At 63.1% G+C, this 17,967-nt stretch carries 16 protein-coding genes; 12 read left to right on the forward strand and 4 right to left on the reverse strand.

Translation table 11 applies throughout. From position 1 onward, the window contains the following. The first annotated feature begins 127 nt into the window (after positions 1-127). From ugpB to FNZ07_RS31140, 10 genes are all read left to right on the forward strand, one after another. Positions 128-1,453 carry a sn-glycerol-3-phosphate ABC transporter substrate-binding protein UgpB gene (gene ugpB / locus FNZ07_RS31095; protein WP_091019863.1) on the forward strand — a complete coding sequence of 442 codons (1,326 nt, stop codon included), beginning with the start codon at positions 128-130 and terminating at the stop codon, positions 1,451-1,453. A 114-nt stretch (positions 1,454-1,567) separates the two neighbouring features. After that, positions 1,568-2,452, forward strand: a complete 885-nt coding sequence (gene ugpA, locus FNZ07_RS31100) for a sn-glycerol-3-phosphate ABC transporter permease UgpA (protein ID WP_091019861.1) — start codon at positions 1,568-1,570, stop codon at positions 2,450-2,452. Continuing rightward, a complete protein-coding gene (ugpE, locus tag FNZ07_RS31105) occupies positions 2,449-3,294 on the forward strand; it encodes a sn-glycerol-3-phosphate ABC transporter permease UgpE (protein WP_091019859.1) in 846 nt (281 codons plus the stop codon). The genes ugpA and ugpE overlap by 4 nt, the downstream gene beginning before the upstream one ends. 85 nt (positions 3,295-3,379) lie before the next feature. Further along, positions 3,380-4,468, forward strand: a complete 1,089-nt coding sequence (locus tag FNZ07_RS31110) for a sn-glycerol-3-phosphate import ATP-binding protein UgpC (RefSeq protein WP_091019857.1) — start codon at positions 3,380-3,382, stop codon at positions 4,466-4,468. Positions 4,469-4,731: 263 nt separating this feature from the next. After that, positions 4,732-6,396: an energy-dependent translational throttle protein EttA gene (gene ettA / locus FNZ07_RS31115; RefSeq protein WP_091019854.1), complete on the forward strand. Its 1,665-nt coding sequence runs from the start codon at positions 4,732-4,734 to the stop codon at positions 6,394-6,396. A 156-nt stretch (positions 6,397-6,552) separates the two neighbouring features. Beyond that, the gene (locus FNZ07_RS31120; RefSeq protein WP_091019940.1) at positions 6,553-7,689 is read left to right on the forward strand and encodes a DUF748 domain-containing protein; all 1,137 of its coding nucleotides are present in this window, start codon (positions 6,553-6,555) and stop codon (positions 7,687-7,689) included. Positions 7,690-7,812: 123 nt separating this feature from the next. Beyond that, positions 7,813-8,340 carry a 2,4'-dihydroxyacetophenone dioxygenase family protein gene (locus FNZ07_RS31125; protein ID WP_091019852.1) on the forward strand — a complete coding sequence of 176 codons (528 nt, stop codon included), beginning with the start codon at positions 7,813-7,815 and terminating at the stop codon, positions 8,338-8,340. A 67-nt stretch (positions 8,341-8,407) separates the two neighbouring features. After that, positions 8,408-9,709, forward strand: a complete 1,302-nt coding sequence (locus tag FNZ07_RS31130; RefSeq protein WP_091019850.1) for an MFS transporter — start codon at positions 8,408-8,410, stop codon at positions 9,707-9,709. Positions 9,710-9,751: 42 nt separating this feature from the next. Continuing rightward, on the forward strand, positions 9,752-10,480 hold the full coding sequence (locus tag FNZ07_RS31135) for an SDR family NAD(P)-dependent oxidoreductase (protein ID WP_091019848.1): 729 nt from the start codon (positions 9,752-9,754) through the stop codon (positions 10,478-10,480). 37 nt (positions 10,481-10,517) lie between these two features. Then, the gene (locus FNZ07_RS31140) at positions 10,518-11,330 is read left to right on the forward strand and encodes an IclR family transcriptional regulator (protein ID WP_091019846.1); all 813 of its coding nucleotides are present in this window, start codon (positions 10,518-10,520) and stop codon (positions 11,328-11,330) included. 165 nt (positions 11,331-11,495) lie between these two features. On the opposite strand, the gene FNZ07_RS31145 is transcribed toward FNZ07_RS31140, so the two are convergent. The 4 genes from FNZ07_RS31145 to FNZ07_RS31160 all read right to left on the reverse strand — a co-directional run bounded on the left by FNZ07_RS31145 (position 11,496) and on the right by FNZ07_RS31160 (position 14,818). Beyond that, on the reverse strand, positions 11,496-12,119 hold the full coding sequence (locus FNZ07_RS31145; RefSeq protein ID WP_091019844.1) for an HAD family hydrolase: 624 nt from the start codon (positions 12,117-12,119) through the stop codon (positions 11,496-11,498). Continuing rightward, entirely contained in the window at positions 12,116-12,667 is a 552-nt protein-coding gene (locus tag FNZ07_RS31150; protein WP_091019842.1) for a cysteine hydrolase family protein, read from the reverse strand. Before FNZ07_RS31150 ends, FNZ07_RS31145 begins: the two co-directional genes overlap by 4 nt. Before the next feature lie 62 nt (positions 12,668-12,729). After that, on the reverse strand, positions 12,730-14,544 hold the full coding sequence (locus FNZ07_RS31155) for an aminopeptidase P family protein (RefSeq protein WP_091019937.1): 1,815 nt from the start codon (positions 14,542-14,544) through the stop codon (positions 12,730-12,732). A gap of 19 nt (positions 14,545-14,563) precedes the next feature. Continuing rightward, positions 14,564-14,818 (reverse strand): hypothetical protein, encoded by a 255-nt coding sequence (locus FNZ07_RS31160; RefSeq protein WP_091019839.1) that lies wholly within the window; start codon positions 14,816-14,818, stop codon positions 14,564-14,566. 625 nt (positions 14,819-15,443) lie between these two features. On the opposite strand from FNZ07_RS31160, the gene hemA reads away from it, so the two are divergent. After that, positions 15,444-16,730 carry a glutamyl-tRNA reductase gene (gene hemA, locus FNZ07_RS31165; RefSeq protein ID WP_091019837.1) on the forward strand — a complete coding sequence of 429 codons (1,287 nt, stop codon included), beginning with the start codon at positions 15,444-15,446 and terminating at the stop codon, positions 16,728-16,730. Between the two features lie 143 nt (positions 16,731-16,873). Beyond that, a complete protein-coding gene (prfA, locus tag FNZ07_RS31170; RefSeq protein WP_091019834.1) occupies positions 16,874-17,956 on the forward strand; it encodes a peptide chain release factor 1 in 1,083 nt (360 codons plus the stop codon). The last annotated feature ends 11 nt before the right edge of the window (positions 17,957-17,967 follow it).

Genomic DNA, 17,967 nt, shown 5'->3' on the forward strand with positions numbered 1-17,967 from the left:
CAGCAAAGCAACAACGTGGCATCGTCCGACCGCTCGAAAGGACTCCCACACTTTATTTTCTGTCATCGACCACAACTACAATCGCGTACTCGCAACTTGCGCGAATCTAGACCCTGGAGACCTATCGATGAAATTCAAACCCTTGTTTCGTTCGTTTTCCGTGGCGGCCGTGCTGGCCCTCGGCGTGGCGCAGAGCGCGCACGCAGCCACCGAGATCCAGTTCTGGCATGCCATGGAAGCCGCACTGGGCGAACACCTGAACGACATCGCGACCGCGTTCAACGCGTCGCAAAGCGACTACAAGATCGTTCCGGTCTTCAAGGGCAGCTACGACCAGACGCTCGCCGCCGGTATCGCAGCGTACCGCAGCGGTAATGCACCGGCCATCCTGCAGGTCTACGAGGTCGGCACCGCCACGATGATGCAGGCAAAGAAAGCGGTGATCCCGGTCTCCGATGTGTTCAAGCAGGCCGGTGTGCCACTCGATGAAAAAGCCTTCGTACCGACTATTGCAAGTTATTACAGCGACGCGAAGACCGGCGAGCTGATCTCGATGCCGTTCAACAGCTCGACGCCGGTGCTCTATTACAACAAGGACGCGTTCAAGAAAGCCGGCCTCGATCCGAACAAGCCGCCGAAGACCTGGCAGGAACTGCAGCAGGACGCGCAGAAGCTGAAGGCGTCGGGCATGTCGTGCGGTTACTCGTCGGGCTGGCAGAGCTGGATTCAGCTCGAGAACTACAGTGCATGGCACGGTGTGCCGTTCGCGTCTGAGAATAACGGCTTCGACGGTGCCGATGCGGTGCTCGAATTCAACAAGCCGCTGCAGATCGCGCACATCCAGTTCCTGCAGACCATGTTGAAGGAAGGCACGTTCACCTACGTCGGCCGCAAGGACGAACCGGTCTCGAAGTTCTATAGCGGCGATTGCGGAATCATCACGAACTCGTCGGGCTCGCTTGCCACGATCAAGAAGTACGCGAAGTTCAGCTTCGGCACCGGCATGATGCCGTACGACGCGAACGTGAAGGGCGCGCCGCAGAACGCGATTATCGGTGGTGCGAGTTTGTGGGTGCTGTCGGGCAAAGACGCCGCTACCTATAAAGGTGTCGCGAAGTTTCTGGCGTATCTGAGCTCGCCGGCTGTCGCCGCGAAGTGGCATCAGGACACGGGCTATCTCCCCGTCACCACGGCGGCTTATCAGCTGACGCAGCAACAGGGCTTCTACGACAAGAACCCGGGCAGCGACACGGCGATCAAGCAGATGCTGAACAAACCGCCGCTGCCGTTCACGAAGGGCCTGCGTCTCGGCAACATGCCGCAGATCCGCACGATCATCGACGAAGAACTCGAACAGGTATGGGCGCAGAAGAAATCGCCGAAGGATGCGCTCGACTCCTCGGCGTCGCGCGGCGACGAGTTGTTGCGTCGCTTTGAAAAGGCCGGTAGCTAAGCTGTCCCGAGCCGCGACGATCGACCTCACCGGCCGGTCGTCGCAGGCTTGACGTAGAGACGCAGCAATCCGCGCGTCTCCCTGCATCTCAAGCATCGCAGCTGGAAAATCTCGATGGAAAAACGCTCCCGCTTCGGCACCGGCGTACTGCCTTACCTGCTGGTCGCGCCGCAACTCCTGATCACCGCGGTGTTCTTCCTGTGGCCTGCCGGCGCCGCGCTATGGCAATCGACGCAATCGCAGGACGCGTTCGGCACGTCGAGCGAATTCGTCGGTCTCGCGAACTTCAAGCAGTTGTTCGCCGACCCGCTGTACCTGTCGTCGCTGACCACGACGCTGATCTTCTGCGCGCTCGTCACGGTCTTCGGTCTCGTGATCTCGCTCTTGCTCGCAGCCTGCGCCGACCGCGTGACGCGCGGCGCCAAAGCCTATCAAACGCTGCTGATCTGGCCGTACGCAGTCGCACCCGCGATCGCCGCGGTGCTGTGGTCGTTCCTGTTCAATCCGAGCATCGGGATCGTCACGTATGCGCTCGCGAAGTACGGCATCGTGTGGAATCACGCACTGAATGCCGGCCAGGCCATGTTCCTCGTCGTGCTCGCATCGGTGTGGAAGCAGGTCAGCTACAACTTCCTGTTCTTCTATGCGGGCCTGCAAGCGATTCCGCGCTCGCTGATCGAAGCGGCGGCGATCGACGGAGCGGGTCCGGTGCGGCGCTTCTTCGGGATCGCACTGCCGCTGCTCTCTCCGACCAGTTTCTTCCTGCTCGTCGTCAATCTGACCTACGCATTCTTCGACACGTTTCCGGTCATTGACGCGGCCACCGGCGGTGGTCCCGCACAAGCCACGCGCACGCTGATCTACAAGATCTTCGCTGAGGGTTTTCAGGGCCTCGACATCGGCAGCTCGGGCGCGCAGTCGGTCGTGCTGATGGTGATCGTCGTCGGGCTGACCGTCGTGCAGTTCCGTTTCATCGAGCGGAGGGTTCAATACTCATGATCGAGAATCGCCGCGGTTTCGACCTCTTCTGCCACGCGGTGCTGCTGATCGGCGTCGTGCTGGTGGTCTTCCCCGTGTACGTCGCGTTCTGCGCGGCCACGATGAGCGAGCACGAGGTGTTCAGCGTGCCGCTGTCGCTGATCCCGAGCACGCATCTGTTCGAAAATATTGCTGCTGTCTGGTCGCATGGCAGCGGTAACGCGGCCAGCCCGTTCGGCCGCATGCTGTTCAACAGCCTCGTGATGGCACTCATCATCTCGATCGGCAAGATCGCGATCTCGATGATCTCCGCGTACGCGATCGTGTTTTTTCGTTTTCCGTTTCGCAACACCGCGTTCTGGTTGATCTTCGTCACGCTGATGCTGCCGGTTGAGGTGCGTATCTTCCCGACCGTGCAGGTCGTGTCGTCGATGCATCTGAGCAATACGTACGCGGGTCTCACGCTGCCGCTCATTGCCTCCGCGACCGCGACGTTCCTGTTCCGCCAGTTCTTCATGACGCTGCCCGACGAACTGATGGAAGCCGCGCGCATCGACGGTGCCGGACCGCTGCGTTTCTTCTGGGACGTCGTGGTGCCGCTGTCGAAGACGAACCTGGCTGCGCTGTTCGTGATCACCTTCATCTACGGATGGAATCAGTACCTGTGGCCGATCCTGATCACGAGCCAGCAGTCGCTGACCACGGCGGTGGTCGGCATCAAGAGCATGATCGCGTCCGGCGACACTGCGACCGAATGGCACCTTGTGATGACCGCGACGCTGCTGGCGATGCTGCCGCCGCTCGCAGTCGTGCTGACGATGCAGCGCTGGTTCGTGCGCGGCCTCGTCGATGCGGAAAAATGAGCCGGCCGGTCCGGGTTTCGTCAATGAACATATACGGCGGTGGCGCATTTCGCGCCGGCCGCCTCTGCACTGAAGGGCGAGTGGAATGGCTGCGCTGACGCTAAAGGCTGTCAAGAAAACGTACGACGGCAAACAGTTCGTGCTGCACGGTATCGACGTGGACATCGACGACGGCGAGTTCGTCGTGATGGTGGGTCCGTCGGGCTGCGGCAAGTCGACATTGCTGCGGATGGTCGCCGGGCTGGAGAGCATCTCCGATGGCGAGATCTCGATCGGCGGCAAGGTGGTGAACCGGCTCGAACCGAAAGACCGGAACATCGCGATGGTGTTCCAGAACTACGCGTTGTATCCGCATATGAGCGTCGCGCAGAACATGGGCTACGCGCTGAAGATCGCGGGCACGGACGCGGCAACGATCGCGCGGCGCGTCGACACCGCGGCGAAGATCCTCGAACTCGGCCCGCTGCTCGAGCGTAAGCCTCGCGAGTTGTCGGGCGGCCAGCGGCAGCGTGTCGCGATGGGTCGCGCCATCGTGCGCGAACCAGCCGTGTTTCTGTTCGACGAGCCGCTGTCGAATCTCGACGCGCGGCTGCGTGTGCAGATGCGGCTCGAAATCCAGCGGCTGCATGCACGTCTTGCGACGACGAGCCTGTACGTCACGCACGATCAGGTCGAAGCGATGACGCTCGCGCAGCGTGTGATCGTGATGAACCGCGGTTACGCGGAACAGATCGGTTCGCCGACGGAGGTCTACGAACGACCCGCGACGATCTTCGTCGCGAGCTTCATCGGCTCGCCGGGGATGAATCTGCTGCACGGCCGCGTTTCCGCCGACGGTGCGACGTTTGAAGTCGCAGAAGGCGGTCCGGCGTTGCCGATCGCAGGCGCACCGTCGATTGGTCGCGAGGTGGCGGCGGGACGCGAGTGGATCGTCGGCATTCGGCCCGAGCACATGACGCCAGGTCAGCCAGGCGCGGCGCACACCACGCTCACCGTCGATTCGTGCGAGCTGCTGGGCGCCGACAATCTCGCGCACGGGCGTTGGGGCAAGCACGACGTCACCGCGCGGCTGCCGCACACGCATCGCCCTGCTGCGGGCGAAGCGCTGCAGGTTGCGCTGCCGGCACAGCATCTGCATTTCTTCGATCCGGCCAGCGGGCAACGGGCGAACTGATATCGCACCGCAGCCGGTAAAGCATCTACGTTTCTTCGATCCGGCCAGCAGGCAAACCGGGCGGCTAACCGGGACAGCCGCGGCAGCGAGGGCCCGCCCACCAGGCCCTCGCGCGCCACAGCGAAGTACAATGACGCGTTCTGCACCGGCGCGCGCAGTCCGTCTATCTCCGCGCCGGCGCACCGGCCCCGCCCGGCTTCCTATCCACCCACGTCGCCCGCGCCTTGCGCGGCTTGCGGCGTCAACGTCCTGACTACAAGCAAATGGCCCAATACGTCTTCACCATGAACCGGGTCGGCAAGATCGTGCCGCCCAAGCGTCAAATTCTCAAGGACATCTCGCTGTCGTTCTTCCCCGGCGCGAAGATCGGTCTGCTCGGCCTGAACGGTTCGGGCAAGTCGACGCTGATCCGCATCATGGCGGGCGTCGACAAGGACATCGAAGGCGAAGCCACGCCGATGCCGAACCTGAACATCGGCTATCTGCCGCAGGAACCGCAGCTCGATCCGCAGAAGACCGTGCGTGAAGCCGTCGAGGAAGGTCTCGGCGAAGTATTCGGCGCGCAAAAGAAGCTCGACGAAATCTACGCAGCGTACGCAGAACCGGACGCCGATTTCGATGCGCTCGCCGCCGAACAGGCGAAGTACGAAGCGATCCTCGCTACCGCCGACGGCAGCGCCGAACAACAGATCGAAATCGCCGCCGATGCGCTACGTCTGCCCGCATGGGACGCGAAGATCGAAAATCTGTCGGGCGGTGAGAAACGCCGCGTCGCGCTGTGCAAGCTGCTGCTCGAAAAGCCGGACATGCTGCTGCTCGACGAGCCGACCAACCACCTTGACGCGGAATCGGTGGAATGGCTCGAGCAGTTCCTGACGCGCTTTCCGGGCACTGTTGTCGCCGTCACCCACGATCGCTACTTCCTTGACAACGCCGCCGAATGGATTCTCGAACTCGACCGCGGCCATGGCATTCCGTGGAAGGGTAACTACAGCAGCTGGCTCGATCAGAAGGAAGAGCGCCTGAAGCAGGAAGAATCGTCGGAATCGGCCCGCCAGAAAGCGATCAAGAAGGAACTGGAGTGGGTGCGGCAGAACCCGAAGGGCCGTCAGGCGAAATCGAAGGCACGGATCGCGCGCTTCGAGGAATTGAACAGCCAGGACTATCAAAAGCGCAATGAAACGCTGGAAATCTTCATTCCGGTCGGCGATCGGCTCGGCAATGAAGTGATCGAATTCAAGAACGTCAGCAAGGCGTATGGCGATCGTCTGTTGCTCGATAACGTGAGCTTCAAGGTGCCTGCGGGCGCGATCGTCGGGATCATCGGGCCGAACGGCGCCGGTAAGTCGACGCTGTTCCGCATGCTGACCGGCAAGGAGCAGCCGGACTCGGGTGAAATCGTGCAAGGGCCGACTGTGAAGCTGGCCTATGTCGATCAGAGCCGCGATGCGCTCGACGGTTCGAAGACGGTGTTCGAGGAAATCTCCGGCGGCGCCGATGTGCTGACGGTGGGCAAATACGAAACGCCGTCGCGTGCGTATATCGGCCGCTTCAACTTCAAGGGCGGCGATCAACAAAAGAACGTCGGCAATCTGTCGGGCGGTGAGCGCGGCCGGTTGCATCTCGCGAAGACGCTGATCGCGGGCGGCAACGTGCTGCTGCTCGATGAACCGTCGAACGACCTCGACGTCGAAACGCTGCGTGCACTCGAAGACGCGTTGCTCGAATTCGCGGGCTCTGTGATGGTGATCTCGCACGATCGCTGGTTCCTCGACCGTATCGCGACGCATATCCTTGCGTTCGAAGGCGATTCGCAGATCACGTTCTTCGACGGCAACTATCAGGAATACGAGGCCGACAAGATCAAGCGTCTCGGCGAAGAAGCGGCACGGCCGAAGCGTCTGCGTTACAAGCCGATCGCTCGTTAAACGGGCTAAGCGCTGTGGTCGAGGTACGCGGCTTGCTGTGTACCTCGCGAGCGGGTGTTCGGCGGCTATCGCGAAGACCATCGCGACGGCGGTCATGCGATCGGTACGATGCGCACGGCAACACCGCGCAAGAGGCACGACGACGAGGATCCAGGCATGGCGACATCGATCCGCAAACGTGTAGTCATTGCGGCGGTATGCGTGGTGGCGGCACTGGCCGGCATTGCACTTGCCGGCTTGTACTTCGTGCAACGCGAAGTCCGGGCGCGTATCGTCGAAGTGCTTGGACCGCTCGGTAGCGCGGAGCGTATCGACGTTGGACTGTCCTCAGTTCGACTCGTCAAGGTGCGGCTCAAGGCGCCATCGGGCTGGCCCACACCCGACGTGCTGCGTGCAGACCAGATCACACTCACACCGGACATCCGCGACCTGCTCGCGCGGCGCGTGCATTTGCGCGATATCGTCGTGAGCGGCTTCGATCTGACGGTACTGCGCACGAAGGACGGCAAGCTGCGTTTGCTGCCGAACCTGCGGCAATCCTCCAGTAATGCGCAGGCAGCAGGAGCAGCGAGCACATCCGCATCTTCCAAGCCGAGCCCATCCGCCGAAAAACTCATCGATCACATCGTCTTCGAACACGGCACGTTCGAGTTCTACGATCTGTCGGTCAGCGACCCGGCTTACCGCGTCACCGTCAGCGACGCGAACGCAACCGTCGACCACCTGCATCTGCCCGCGCTGTCCGAGCCGACGACAGTCGCCGTCACCGGTTCGATCAAGGGTCCGCAGCACACCGGTACGGTGTCGTTCGGCGGCTGGATCAAGATCGCGAGCAAAGATTCGCAGACCACCACCACGCTGCGCGGCGTCGACGTCGTCACCCTCGATCCCTATCTGTTGAAGAAAGCCGGCGCGAAGGCGCGCGTAAATGGCGGCACGCTCGACCTCTCCATCGATTCGACCGTACGCGATTACCAGTTACACGCGCCCGGCACGCTGACACTGCATGACCTGCAGATCGCACCGAGCGACGATCCGCTCGACACGTTCATGTCGATTCCCACGCGCGTCGCGATTGCCGCACTCAAACTGCACAGCGGCGCTATCACGCTGCACTTCGTGCTCGACGGCAATCTGAAGGATCCGAAGTTCACGCTCGACGACAACTTCGCGACTGAGCTGCGCGCAGGTCTGGCCAAGGTGCTCGGCGTCAGCGCCGAAGGCGTGGCGAAGGGTGCCGGGCAGACGGTCAAGGGACTCGGTAACGCGCTGCTGAATCTGATCGGGCAGTAGTCGCGCGACAAGGTGGGCGAGCTTGACACGTGCCGCATAAAGCACGACGATTTGTCCATAATACGAAGTAAAAATCCACATAATGGACACTGTGCAACTGCGTTGCATGGGATCGGAGACACAATGGCTGCTCCCACCACAGGCGCCGATGCACTGACGCCCTATCAACTCCCCAATCCGCCCGAAGCGCTGCGCGAGATCGTCGTCGAATCCGCGGTTCCAAAAGATGAACGTCTGTGGGTACCGCAAGCCGAGAACGTCTGGTTCCGGCCGCTGTGCCTGAACGTCTCAAGCGGCTACTGGATGAACCTGCTGCGTGTGCGCAAGTCCGGTGTGCTGAGCCGCCACCGTCATCCGCAGGCGGTGCACGGCATGGTGCTGAAAGGCAAATGGCGCTACCTCGAGCACGACTGGGTCGCGACCGAAGGCAGCTACGTCTTCGAGCCGCCCGGCGAAACGCACACGTTGTACGTTCCCGAAGACGTCGAAGAAATGATCACCTACTTCCAGGTGAACGGCGTGATGTACTACTGCGACCCCTACGGCAACTTCACCGGCTACGAAGACGTGTTCACCAAGCTGGAGATGTGCCGCGCGCATTTCGAACGGGTCGGGTTAGGCGGCGGCTTCGTCGATCAGTTCGTGCGGTAACCACAACACGCCGCTGCACGCCGCCGCATCCATCCATAGACTCAAAAGAGCATCGGAGGAGACAACCATGCAGGCAAAAACACCGCGCCTCAGGCGCATCCAGTGGGTAGCGCTCGCATTCCTGATGCTGGCGGGTATCGTCAACTACCTCGACCGCAGCACGCTATCCATCGCCAATCATTCGGTCAGCGGCGAACTCGGACTGAGCGCATCGCAGATGGGTTTGCTGCTGTCGGCGTTCTCGTTTTCCTACGCGTTCTCGCAACTGCCAGTCGGTGTGCTGCTCGATCGCTTCGGCGCGCGGATCATGCTCGGCCTTGGGATGCTCGTCTGGTCGGTGGCGCAGTTGTTCGGCGGGCTCGTGCACACGTTGCCGCAATTTCTCGCCGCGCGAATCTGCCTCGGTATCGGCGAGGCGCCGCAGTTTCCGGCCGGAGCGAAAGTCGTCAGCGAATGGTTCTCGCTGCGCGAACGCGGCCGACCGAGCGGTATCTTCGTCGCGTCGTCGACGATCGGCCCCGCCCTCGCGCCGCCGATCCTCACCTCGCTGCTGCTCGTGTTCGGCTGGCGCTGGATGTTCATCGTGATGGGCGTGCTCGGCATCGCGGTCGCGCTCGGCTGGTATGCGGTCTACCGGAACCGCAGCGAAGTCGCACTCGCTCCCGAAGAACTCGTGCATCTGACCGAAGAAGAACCGCATGCGCGCGCCGAACGACGGGTGACGTTCGCCGAATGGCGCGGCCTGTTCGCCGCACCGACTACGTGGGGTTTGATCTTTGGCTTCATGGGCGTGGTCTACATGGTGTGGCTGTACCTGACGTGGTTGCCCGCTTACCTCGAACACGAGCGCCATCTGTCGATCGCGCGGACAGGCTGGATCGTCTCGATCCCCTATCTGTTCGGCACGCTGGGCATGCTGTCGAGCGGCTTCGTCGCCGATGGTCTGATGGCCCGCGGCGTTGCGCCGATCCGTAGCCGCAAGTGGCCGATCTGCACCGGACTCATCTTCGCGGCGATCTTCACCGTGCCCGCTGCGTACACGCCGAACACCACGCTCGCCATCGTCTATCTGTCGCTGGCGATGTACTTCATCAACCTCGCGAGCGGTGGTGCGTGGGCGCTTGTCAGTGTCGCGGCGCCGCGGCATCTGGTGGCGTCGCTGGGCAGCATCCAGAACTTCGGCGGTTATTTCGGCGGCTCGTTTGCGCCGTTCATTACGGGCGTTGTGGTGGACCGGACGCATTCGTTCGTCAACGCGTTTTTGATCAGCGCGGCTGTGTCGGTCGTGGCGGCGCTTGTGTACATGTTCGTCGTGCGCGTGCCGATCGCGGAACGCGTCGATCAGGGCGCTGCGGCTCGTCTCGCGTGATCACTCTTCGTCTTATGTCCGCTTGGCACTCATTCGTCGATCATGACTTTTCAACACGATCTTTTCGCAGGTAAAACGGCCGTCGTCACCGGCGGTACTCAAGGCATCGGCGCGGGCATCGCGCATCGTCTGGCGGCGCTCGGCGCACGCGTCGTCGCAGCCGGTCTCACGCCGACCGATGCGCAACGCGCGAGTTTCGGCGCCGGTATCGAAGTCGTCGCGCTCGACGTCAGTTCGAACGACGAAGTCGCCGCGCTGTTCGCTCCGCTGACGTCGCTCGATATTCTCGTGAACTGCGCAGGCATGATTCGCCGCGGCGACGAACACGAGATCGAGGTGTTCGAGCAGGTGATCGATGTGAACCTGACCGGCACCATGCGCGCGTGTTCGGTCGCGCGTGCGCTGCTCGCGGCGAGCCGCGGCACGATCGTCAATACCGCGTCGATGTTGAGCTTTTTCGGCGGCGGTCTCGTACCGGCCTACAGCGCGAGTAAAGGCGGCATCGCGCAATTGACCAAGTCGCTTGCGCTGGCCTACGCGCGCGATGGCATTCGCGTGAATGCGGTTGCGCCGGGCTGGATCGCGACACCGCTCACGCAGGCGCTGCAAGACGACGACGTCCGCTCGCGGGCGATTCTCGAACGCACGCCGCTCGGCCGCTGGGGCGAGCCCGACGATATCGCGCAGGCCGTCGCTTTTCTGTGTTCGCCGGCCGCCGCGTTCATCACCGGAACGATCGTGCCTGTCGACGGCGGCTATCTCGCCGCGTGAACTGCATCCGCTCTACCGTTACCTCCTGATCGACACCATGACGATTTCCGCCGATACCGCCGATAACCATGACGCCCGCGCCACCGGCACCGCGGCGTTCTCGAAGTTCATGACGGTGCTGCAACTGATCGCCGACGCCGCCTCGCCACTGGGCATCGCGCAGCTTGCCGCGCTAAGCGGCTATCCGCGGCCGACGGTGTACCGGATCGTCGGCGCGTTGATCGCGGAAGGTCTCGTCGTCGATAGTCTGCGCGGCAGCACGTTCGAACTCGGTCCGCGGCTGATTACTCTCGCGAGTCGCAGCTGGGAGCGCTCCGACCTGCGCGTCGCCGCCATCGATGCGCTGCAGACGCTGCGCGACATCACACAGGAAACCGTGCATCTCGCAGTGCGTAGCGGCTCGGAAATGGTCTTCATCGAGAAACTGGAAAGTCCGCATGCGGTGCGGATGGCGTCGCGCATCGGGACACGCGTGACGCTCTATTCGAGTTCGGTGGGCAAGGCGTACCTCGCCGCGCTCGATACCGGCACGCGCACTGCGCTGCTGCGCGGTGTCGCGCTCGAACGCTTGACGCCGAACACGATTGTCGAGCCCGCAGTACTCGCCGCCGAACTCGAGACGACACGCGAACGCGGCCACGCGGAAGATCGCGAAGAGAACGAGGCGCAGATATTTTGCTACGGCTGTGCGATTCCGGACCCGGATGGTCGGCCTGTTGCGTGCATCAGCGTGAGTATTCCGCTGTTTCGCCGTAGCGCGACGCCGCAGGAAACCTACATTGCACCGCTGCGCGATGCGTGCCGCGCGGTTGCGGAAAGACTCACGCCAATGTCGCGCGGTGGGGTTTAAATGCGTGACACCTGCCGCGGAGTCGCGGAAAGACCTATGCCGATGTCGTGCGGTGGAGTTCAACTGCGAGACGCCTGCCACGTAGTCGCAGAACGGCCCGCGGCGATGTCGCTCAGCGGAGCTTAAAGGTTTGAGGGAGCACTAAGATCGCGTCTTGCGACAGTGTCAGACCGGCAGGCCTAGTTCACGCAACGCTGCGGCTGTTATGGCAGCGCTCGTGTGATGAATGGCGTGCCAGCCGAGTGCGGTTGCCGCTTCGACATTCTTCCGGTTGTCGTCGATAAAAGCGAGTTCACCCGGTGCAATACCAGGCAAGCGCACTTCAATCCGTTCGCGCATCGCCGCAAAAATCGCCGGATCGGGTTTGACGAGTTTCACGCGACCGGACACGACAATATCGTGGAAACGCCGCAGCATCGGGAAGTGCTCCCATGCATACGGAAACGTCTCGTCCGACCAGTTCGTGAGCCCGTAGAGCGGCACGCCCGCGGCTTCGAGCGTCTCGACGATCGCCATCGTGTCTTCGTGCAGCCCGCCGATCATCTCGTGCCAGCGCGTGTAGAACGCGCGGATCAGCGCCTCGTGTTCGGGAAACTTCGCGACCAGTTCGGCGGTGCCTTCGGCAAGCGGCTGGCCACCGTCCTGGCGAACCACCCAGTCCATCGTGCAGACGTGGGTGAGAAACCAGCGGCGCTCGGCCTCGTCCGGAATCAGCTTGCGATACAGATGCTCGGGACTCCAGTCGATCAGCACACCGCCGAAATCGAACACGACCGCCTTGATGGTCATGCAAACTCCGCGGCAAGCACGTCGGCGAGCGGGCGCACGGCGACGCGGTTGCCGGACAGCGAAGCGCGTGGCCACAACTGGTTGTAGTGATCGACGATTTGCTGCGGCGTGAGCGAGGACGTGTGCTGCGTGGTGTGCAGATCGCTGACGACCGTCGTCCGATAGCCGAGAAACGCCGCGCGGCGCGCGGTGGCGTCGATGCAGAATTCGGTCGCGTAGCCGCAAATCAGCAGGCTGTCGACATCGCGCCGCGCGAGCATGTCCGCGAGCGGCGTCTCGTGAAACGAATCGCCGACCGCTTTGTTAACGACAACGTCCGTATCACTGCGCACGAACCCCGGATGCAATTGCCAGCCTTCGGTGTGCGGCTCGACTTCGTCGCCGGCTTCGCCGTCGTGCTGCACGAAGAACACCGGCGCACCGGCGGCACGCGCGGCGCCGGTCAGCCGGTTGATCTCTGCGACCACTTCGTCACCGCGATACGCTGCGTCGGGGCCGAAGAAGAAGGCCCGCTGCACATCGATGACCACAACCGCTACGCCCGCCATACCGTGTCTCCGCTGTCACATCGAAGGCAGATCAATCGTCCCGCACACGCGTTAACGCGCCATCAAACCGGCTGCGTACGCGCCTCGAGCCACGCCTTCGCATCGCCCGATACATGCGGCGACACGCGCGCGCGCACCGTCTCGTGATAACTGTTCAACCACGCACGCTCGTCGTCGCGCAGCAGCGGCAACGCGAGGCAGCGCGTGTCGATCGGGCACAGCGTGAGCGTCTCGAACCGCAGGAAATCGCCGAACTCGGTTTGCTCCGCGGCACGGTTCAGCACGAGATTCTCGATCCGCACGCCCCACTTGCCCGGCCGGTACAGGCCCGGCTCGATCGACGTGATCATGCCTTCTTCCATCGCGGTCCACGATTCGGCGGCGGCGTAATGCGCGATCACCTGCGGACCTTCATGCACGTTCAGGAAGTAACCGACGCCGTGACCGGTGCCGTGACCGTAATCGGCGCCTGCTTCCCAGATCGGCGCGCGCGCGATCGCGTCGAGCATCGGCGAGCGAATGCCGCGCGGAAAGCGCGCACGCGACAGCGCCATCGTGCCCTTCAGCACTGTCGTGAAGTCGTGCCGGTGTGCATCGCTAATCGTACCGATCGGCACGACGCGTGTGATGTCGGTCGTGCCGCTCAGATACTGGCCGCCCGAATCGATCAGCAGCAAACCATTGCCTTCGATCGTCGCATGCGATGCTTCGGTCGCTCGGTAGTGCGGCATCGCACCGTTGCCGTTGAACCCCGCAATCGTCGCGAAGCTCAGCGATGTGAAACCAGGGCGCCGCGCGCGCGCTGCGGTGAGACGTTCGTCGATGGTCAGCTCGGTGATCGTCTGATGGCCGAGCGCGCCTTCGAACCACGCGAAAAATTCGGCCAGTGCCGCACCGTCCTGCTCCATCGTCGCGCGAATGTGTTCGGCTTCGGCTTCGGTCTTGCGCGACTTGAAGAAGATCGACGGATTGACCGCCTCGATCACCTTCACCGTCGACGGCAACGACTTCATGACGCCAAGCGTGACGCGACGCGGATCGATCAGCAGCGTGGTGCCAGCGGGCAGCGCGACGAGCGCGGGTACCGCATGCGCATACGGTTCGACGCGCACGCCGTCGCGAGCCAGCGATGCCGCAAGCGCCTCGGGCACCTTGCCGTTCGAGACAAACAGCGTGGCGCTGTCCAGACCGATCAGTGCGTGCGCAACGAACACCGGGTTATAGCTGACGTCGGCACCGCGCAGATTGAACAGCCACGCGAGATCGTCGAGCGTCGAGATGAAATGCCACTGCGCGCCCTTTTCCTGCATCGCGCGACGCACCTGGTCGAGCTTGTCGGTACGGGTGACGCTCGCGTGCGGCGCGATGTGCTCATAGACGGCATCGACGGGCAACGCGGGCCGCTGTGGCCAGATCGTATCGAGCAGGTCGACGTCGGTACGCAGTTGCACGCCGCGCGCGGTCAGCGCGTCGGTCAGCGCGCGCGCTGGGGCAATGCCGAGCACCGCGCCATCCACCCCAACCGCACTGCCGCTTGCCACGTTCTGCGCAAGCCATTCGAAATGCGGCGCGCTTTGCTGGCCACCCAGCATTTTCATCAATTGCACGCCGGTGCCGGCCAGTTGCGCTTCGGCCTGCGACCAGTAGCGGCTGTCGGTCCACAAGCCGGCAAAGCTGCCGGTGACCACCAGTGTGCCGGCCGATCCGGTAAAGCCGGACAGCCATTCGCGGCTCTGCCAGCGGCCCGGCAGGTATTCGGACAGATGCGGATCCGCCGACGGCACGAGGTACGCGGCCAGTCCCTCGCGAGACATCGCTGCGCGCAGGGCGGCGATCCGCTCGGGGATCGTGGAGGTTTCAGGAAGACGGGCATTCATCAGATTCACCTGCAAACATTCAGCGACGGGAGAACAAGCCGACCGTCAGGGCGACGGCGATGAACGCGAAGGCCGTGCAAAAGGGCCATTCGAGCGTGTCGCCGTCATGAAAGAGACCGGTCACATTGCCGGCCATCAGACCCAGCGCCGCGCCGGCGATACCGGCCACGACAGCGAGCCACCAGCGAGCGCGGGTTGCGCGCCGCAGGGGATGCAACCATGCACCCGCCAGACCGACTGCGGCGCCCAGCACGATAATGCCGAACCAACCCATCAGTCGACCTCGCCATGAATCAGATTAATTGTGTGGGCGAAAATCGTTTCCCCAAGGAGCATTTTTATTCCGTTTTACTGAGAACCGGCATTGCTGCCTGGGTCCGTCGACTGAGTTTACGGGGCACAATAATCTATGGCAAGCCGCGTAATCCGCATTCTGCCTACGTTTTGACCATTCGGACGGCTATGGTTCTACGAATCAGTTTCGGTCGCGCGAAGCCGGAATTACGGTAAGTTGTCTGGCTTTTATTTACCGTTTATTCCGCGCACCCGTGATTTTTACACGACCGGCGCTCCGGTAACCAGTCCAGTTTGTCACTCGGCCCGCCGCGCCCGAAGCGGACGGACAAAATCGCGCCGTGGCGTAAGGTCGCGGGTGCGGAAACGTACAGATGTCCGCTCTGACCTCCCCTCATCTGCCATATTCACCGGCCAGACTGCCAGAAAGCGGCCTCCTCACCGTTGCCCGACACCGCTTTGCCACCCCGGCTGCGACCCCTGAAGCCGCACGACAACCCCACGGTGCCGGCCGCCCCGGGCCGTACGTAATAGCCCGAATATGCCGGACGGACTGAAAGAATCGTGAAAACGCTATAATATTGGCCGCAACCATAGCCCCGCATATGCAGCTTCTAACGATCGGAATCAATCACCACACCGCACCCGTCGCCTTGCGCGAACGTGTGGCGTTTCCGCTCGAACAGATCAAGCCCGCCCTCGCGACGTTCAAGGACCTTTGGTTGGGGCGCATGGCCCCCACCGCCCCCGAAGCCGCGATCCTGTCCACCTGCAACCGCACTGAACTCTACTGCGCCACCGACGACCAGGCCGCCCGCGAAGCCGCCATCCACTGGCTGTCGAAGTACCACAACCTCCCCGTCGACGAACTCGCGCCACACGTCTATGCGCTGCCGCAGTCGGAAGCGGTGCGCCACGCGTTTCGCGTTGCGTCGGGGCTCGACTCGATGGTGCTCGGCGAAACGCAGATTCTCGGGCAGATGAAAGACGCGGTACGCACGGCATCGGAAGCCGGCGCGCTCGGGACTTACCTGAACCAGCTGTTCCAGCGCACTTTCGCGGTGGCGAAGGAAGTGCGCGGCACCACTGAAATCGGCGCGCAGTCGGTCTCGATGGCCGCCGCCGCCGTGCGGCTCGCGCAACGCATTTTCGACAAGATCGCGAACCAGCGCGTGCTGTTTATCGGCGCCGGCGAAATGATCGAACTGTGCGCGACCCACTTCGCCGCCCAGCAGCCGCGCGAACTGGTGGTCGCGAACCGTACCGCCGAACGCGGCTCGCGGCTCGCCGAACGCTTTAACGGTCGCGCCATTCCGCTCGCCGAGCTGCCCACGCGGTTGCACGAGTTCGACATCGTCGTGTCGTGTACGGCATCGACGCTGCCGATCATCGGGCTCGGCGCCGTCGAGCGCGCCGTGAAGGCCCGCCGCCACCGGCCGATTTTCATGGTCGACCTCGCGGTACCGCGCGACATCGAACCCGAAGTCGGCAAGCTCGAAGACGTGTTCCTGTACACCGTCGACGACCTCGGCGCGATCGTCCGCGAAGGCAATGCCTCGCGCCAGGCCGCGGTCGCCCAGGCCGAAGCGATCATCGAAACGCGCGTACAGAACTTCATGCAGTGGCTCGATGCGCGCAGCATCGTGCCGGTCATTCGCCACATGCACACCCAGGCGGATGCATTGCGTCGCGCTGAAGTGGAGCGCGCGCAGAAGATGCTCGCGCGCGGCGAAGATCCCGCTGCCGTGCTCGAAGCGCTGTCGCAGGCGCTCACCAACAAGCTGATCCACGGCCCCACGCATGCGCTCAATCGCGCGAGCGGTCCGGACCGCGACGCGCTCATCGACCTGATGGGCGGCTTCTACAAACACTCCGGTTCTACGGAGCGTTAGCGGCACTGCCGCCACCGCGCCCCGGGCCCGCTTGCCGTTTCCCCGCGAGCCCGCCCGGCGCCCGCCTCAGGGCTCGCGCCCAGTCCGTTCCTCCGATCCTTATCTATCCCGCCGTCCTTTCCGGAACACGCTCCGACCGACCGATGAAAACGAGCATGCAAAGCAAGCTCGACCAGCTCACTACCCGACTGGCCGAACTAAACGATCTGTTGAGCCGCGAAGACATCACGGCGAATCTCGACCAATACCGTAAGCTCACCCGCGAGCATGCCGAACTCGGCCCGGTGGTTGAGCAGTACGCGCAGTGGCGCCACGCGGCCGGCGATGCGGCGACCGCGCAGGAACTGCTCGCCGATGCGTCGATGCGCGACTTCGCGGAAGAAGAAATCCGCGCGGCACGCGAGCGCATGGAACAGCTCGCCGCCGAACTGCAGAAGATGCTGCTGCCGAAAGACCCGAACGACGAGCGCAACATCTTCGTCGAAATCCGCGCGGGCACGGGCGGCGACGAATCGGCGCTGTTTGCAGGCGATCTGCTGCGGATGTACCTGCGCTACGCGGAACGCAACCGCTGGCAGGTCGAGATGATGTCGGCGAGCGAATCCGATCTTGGCGGCTACAAGGAAGTGATCGTGCGGATTGCGGGCGAAGCCGCGTATTCGAAGCTCAAGTTCGAATCGGGTGGTCATCGCGTGCAGCGCGTGCCGGCTACCGAAACGCAGGGCCGCATTCACACGTCTGCTTGCACCGTCGCCGTGATGCCCGAAGCGGATGAGATCGGCGAAGTCGAAATCAATCCGGCGGATCTTCGCATCGACACGTTCCGCGCGTCCGGGGCGGGCGGTCAGCACATCAACAAGACCGACTCGGCGGTGCGTGTCACTCACTTGCCGACCGGCATCGTCGTCGAGTGCCAGGACGATCGCTCGCAGCACAAGAACAAGGATCGCGCGCTGAAGGTGCTGGCCGCGCGCATCAAGGACAAGCAATCTCACGAGCAGCAGGCGAAAGAAGCGGCGACGCGCAAGAGCCTGATCGGCTCCGGCGACCGCTCGGAGCGTATCCGCACTTACAACTTTCCGCAGGGGCGGTTGACCGATCACCGGATCAACCTGACGCTGTACCGCCTCGACTCGATCATGGACGGCGATCTCGACGAACTGATCGCGGCGCTCGTCAGCGAGCATCAGGCGGAACTGCTGGCGTCGCTGGGCGACGCTGACTGACGGCAGGCTCG

The organism is Paraburkholderia megapolitana, from assembly GCF_007556815.1.
GTDB lineage: Bacteria > Pseudomonadota > Gammaproteobacteria > Burkholderiales > Burkholderiaceae > Paraburkholderia > Paraburkholderia megapolitana.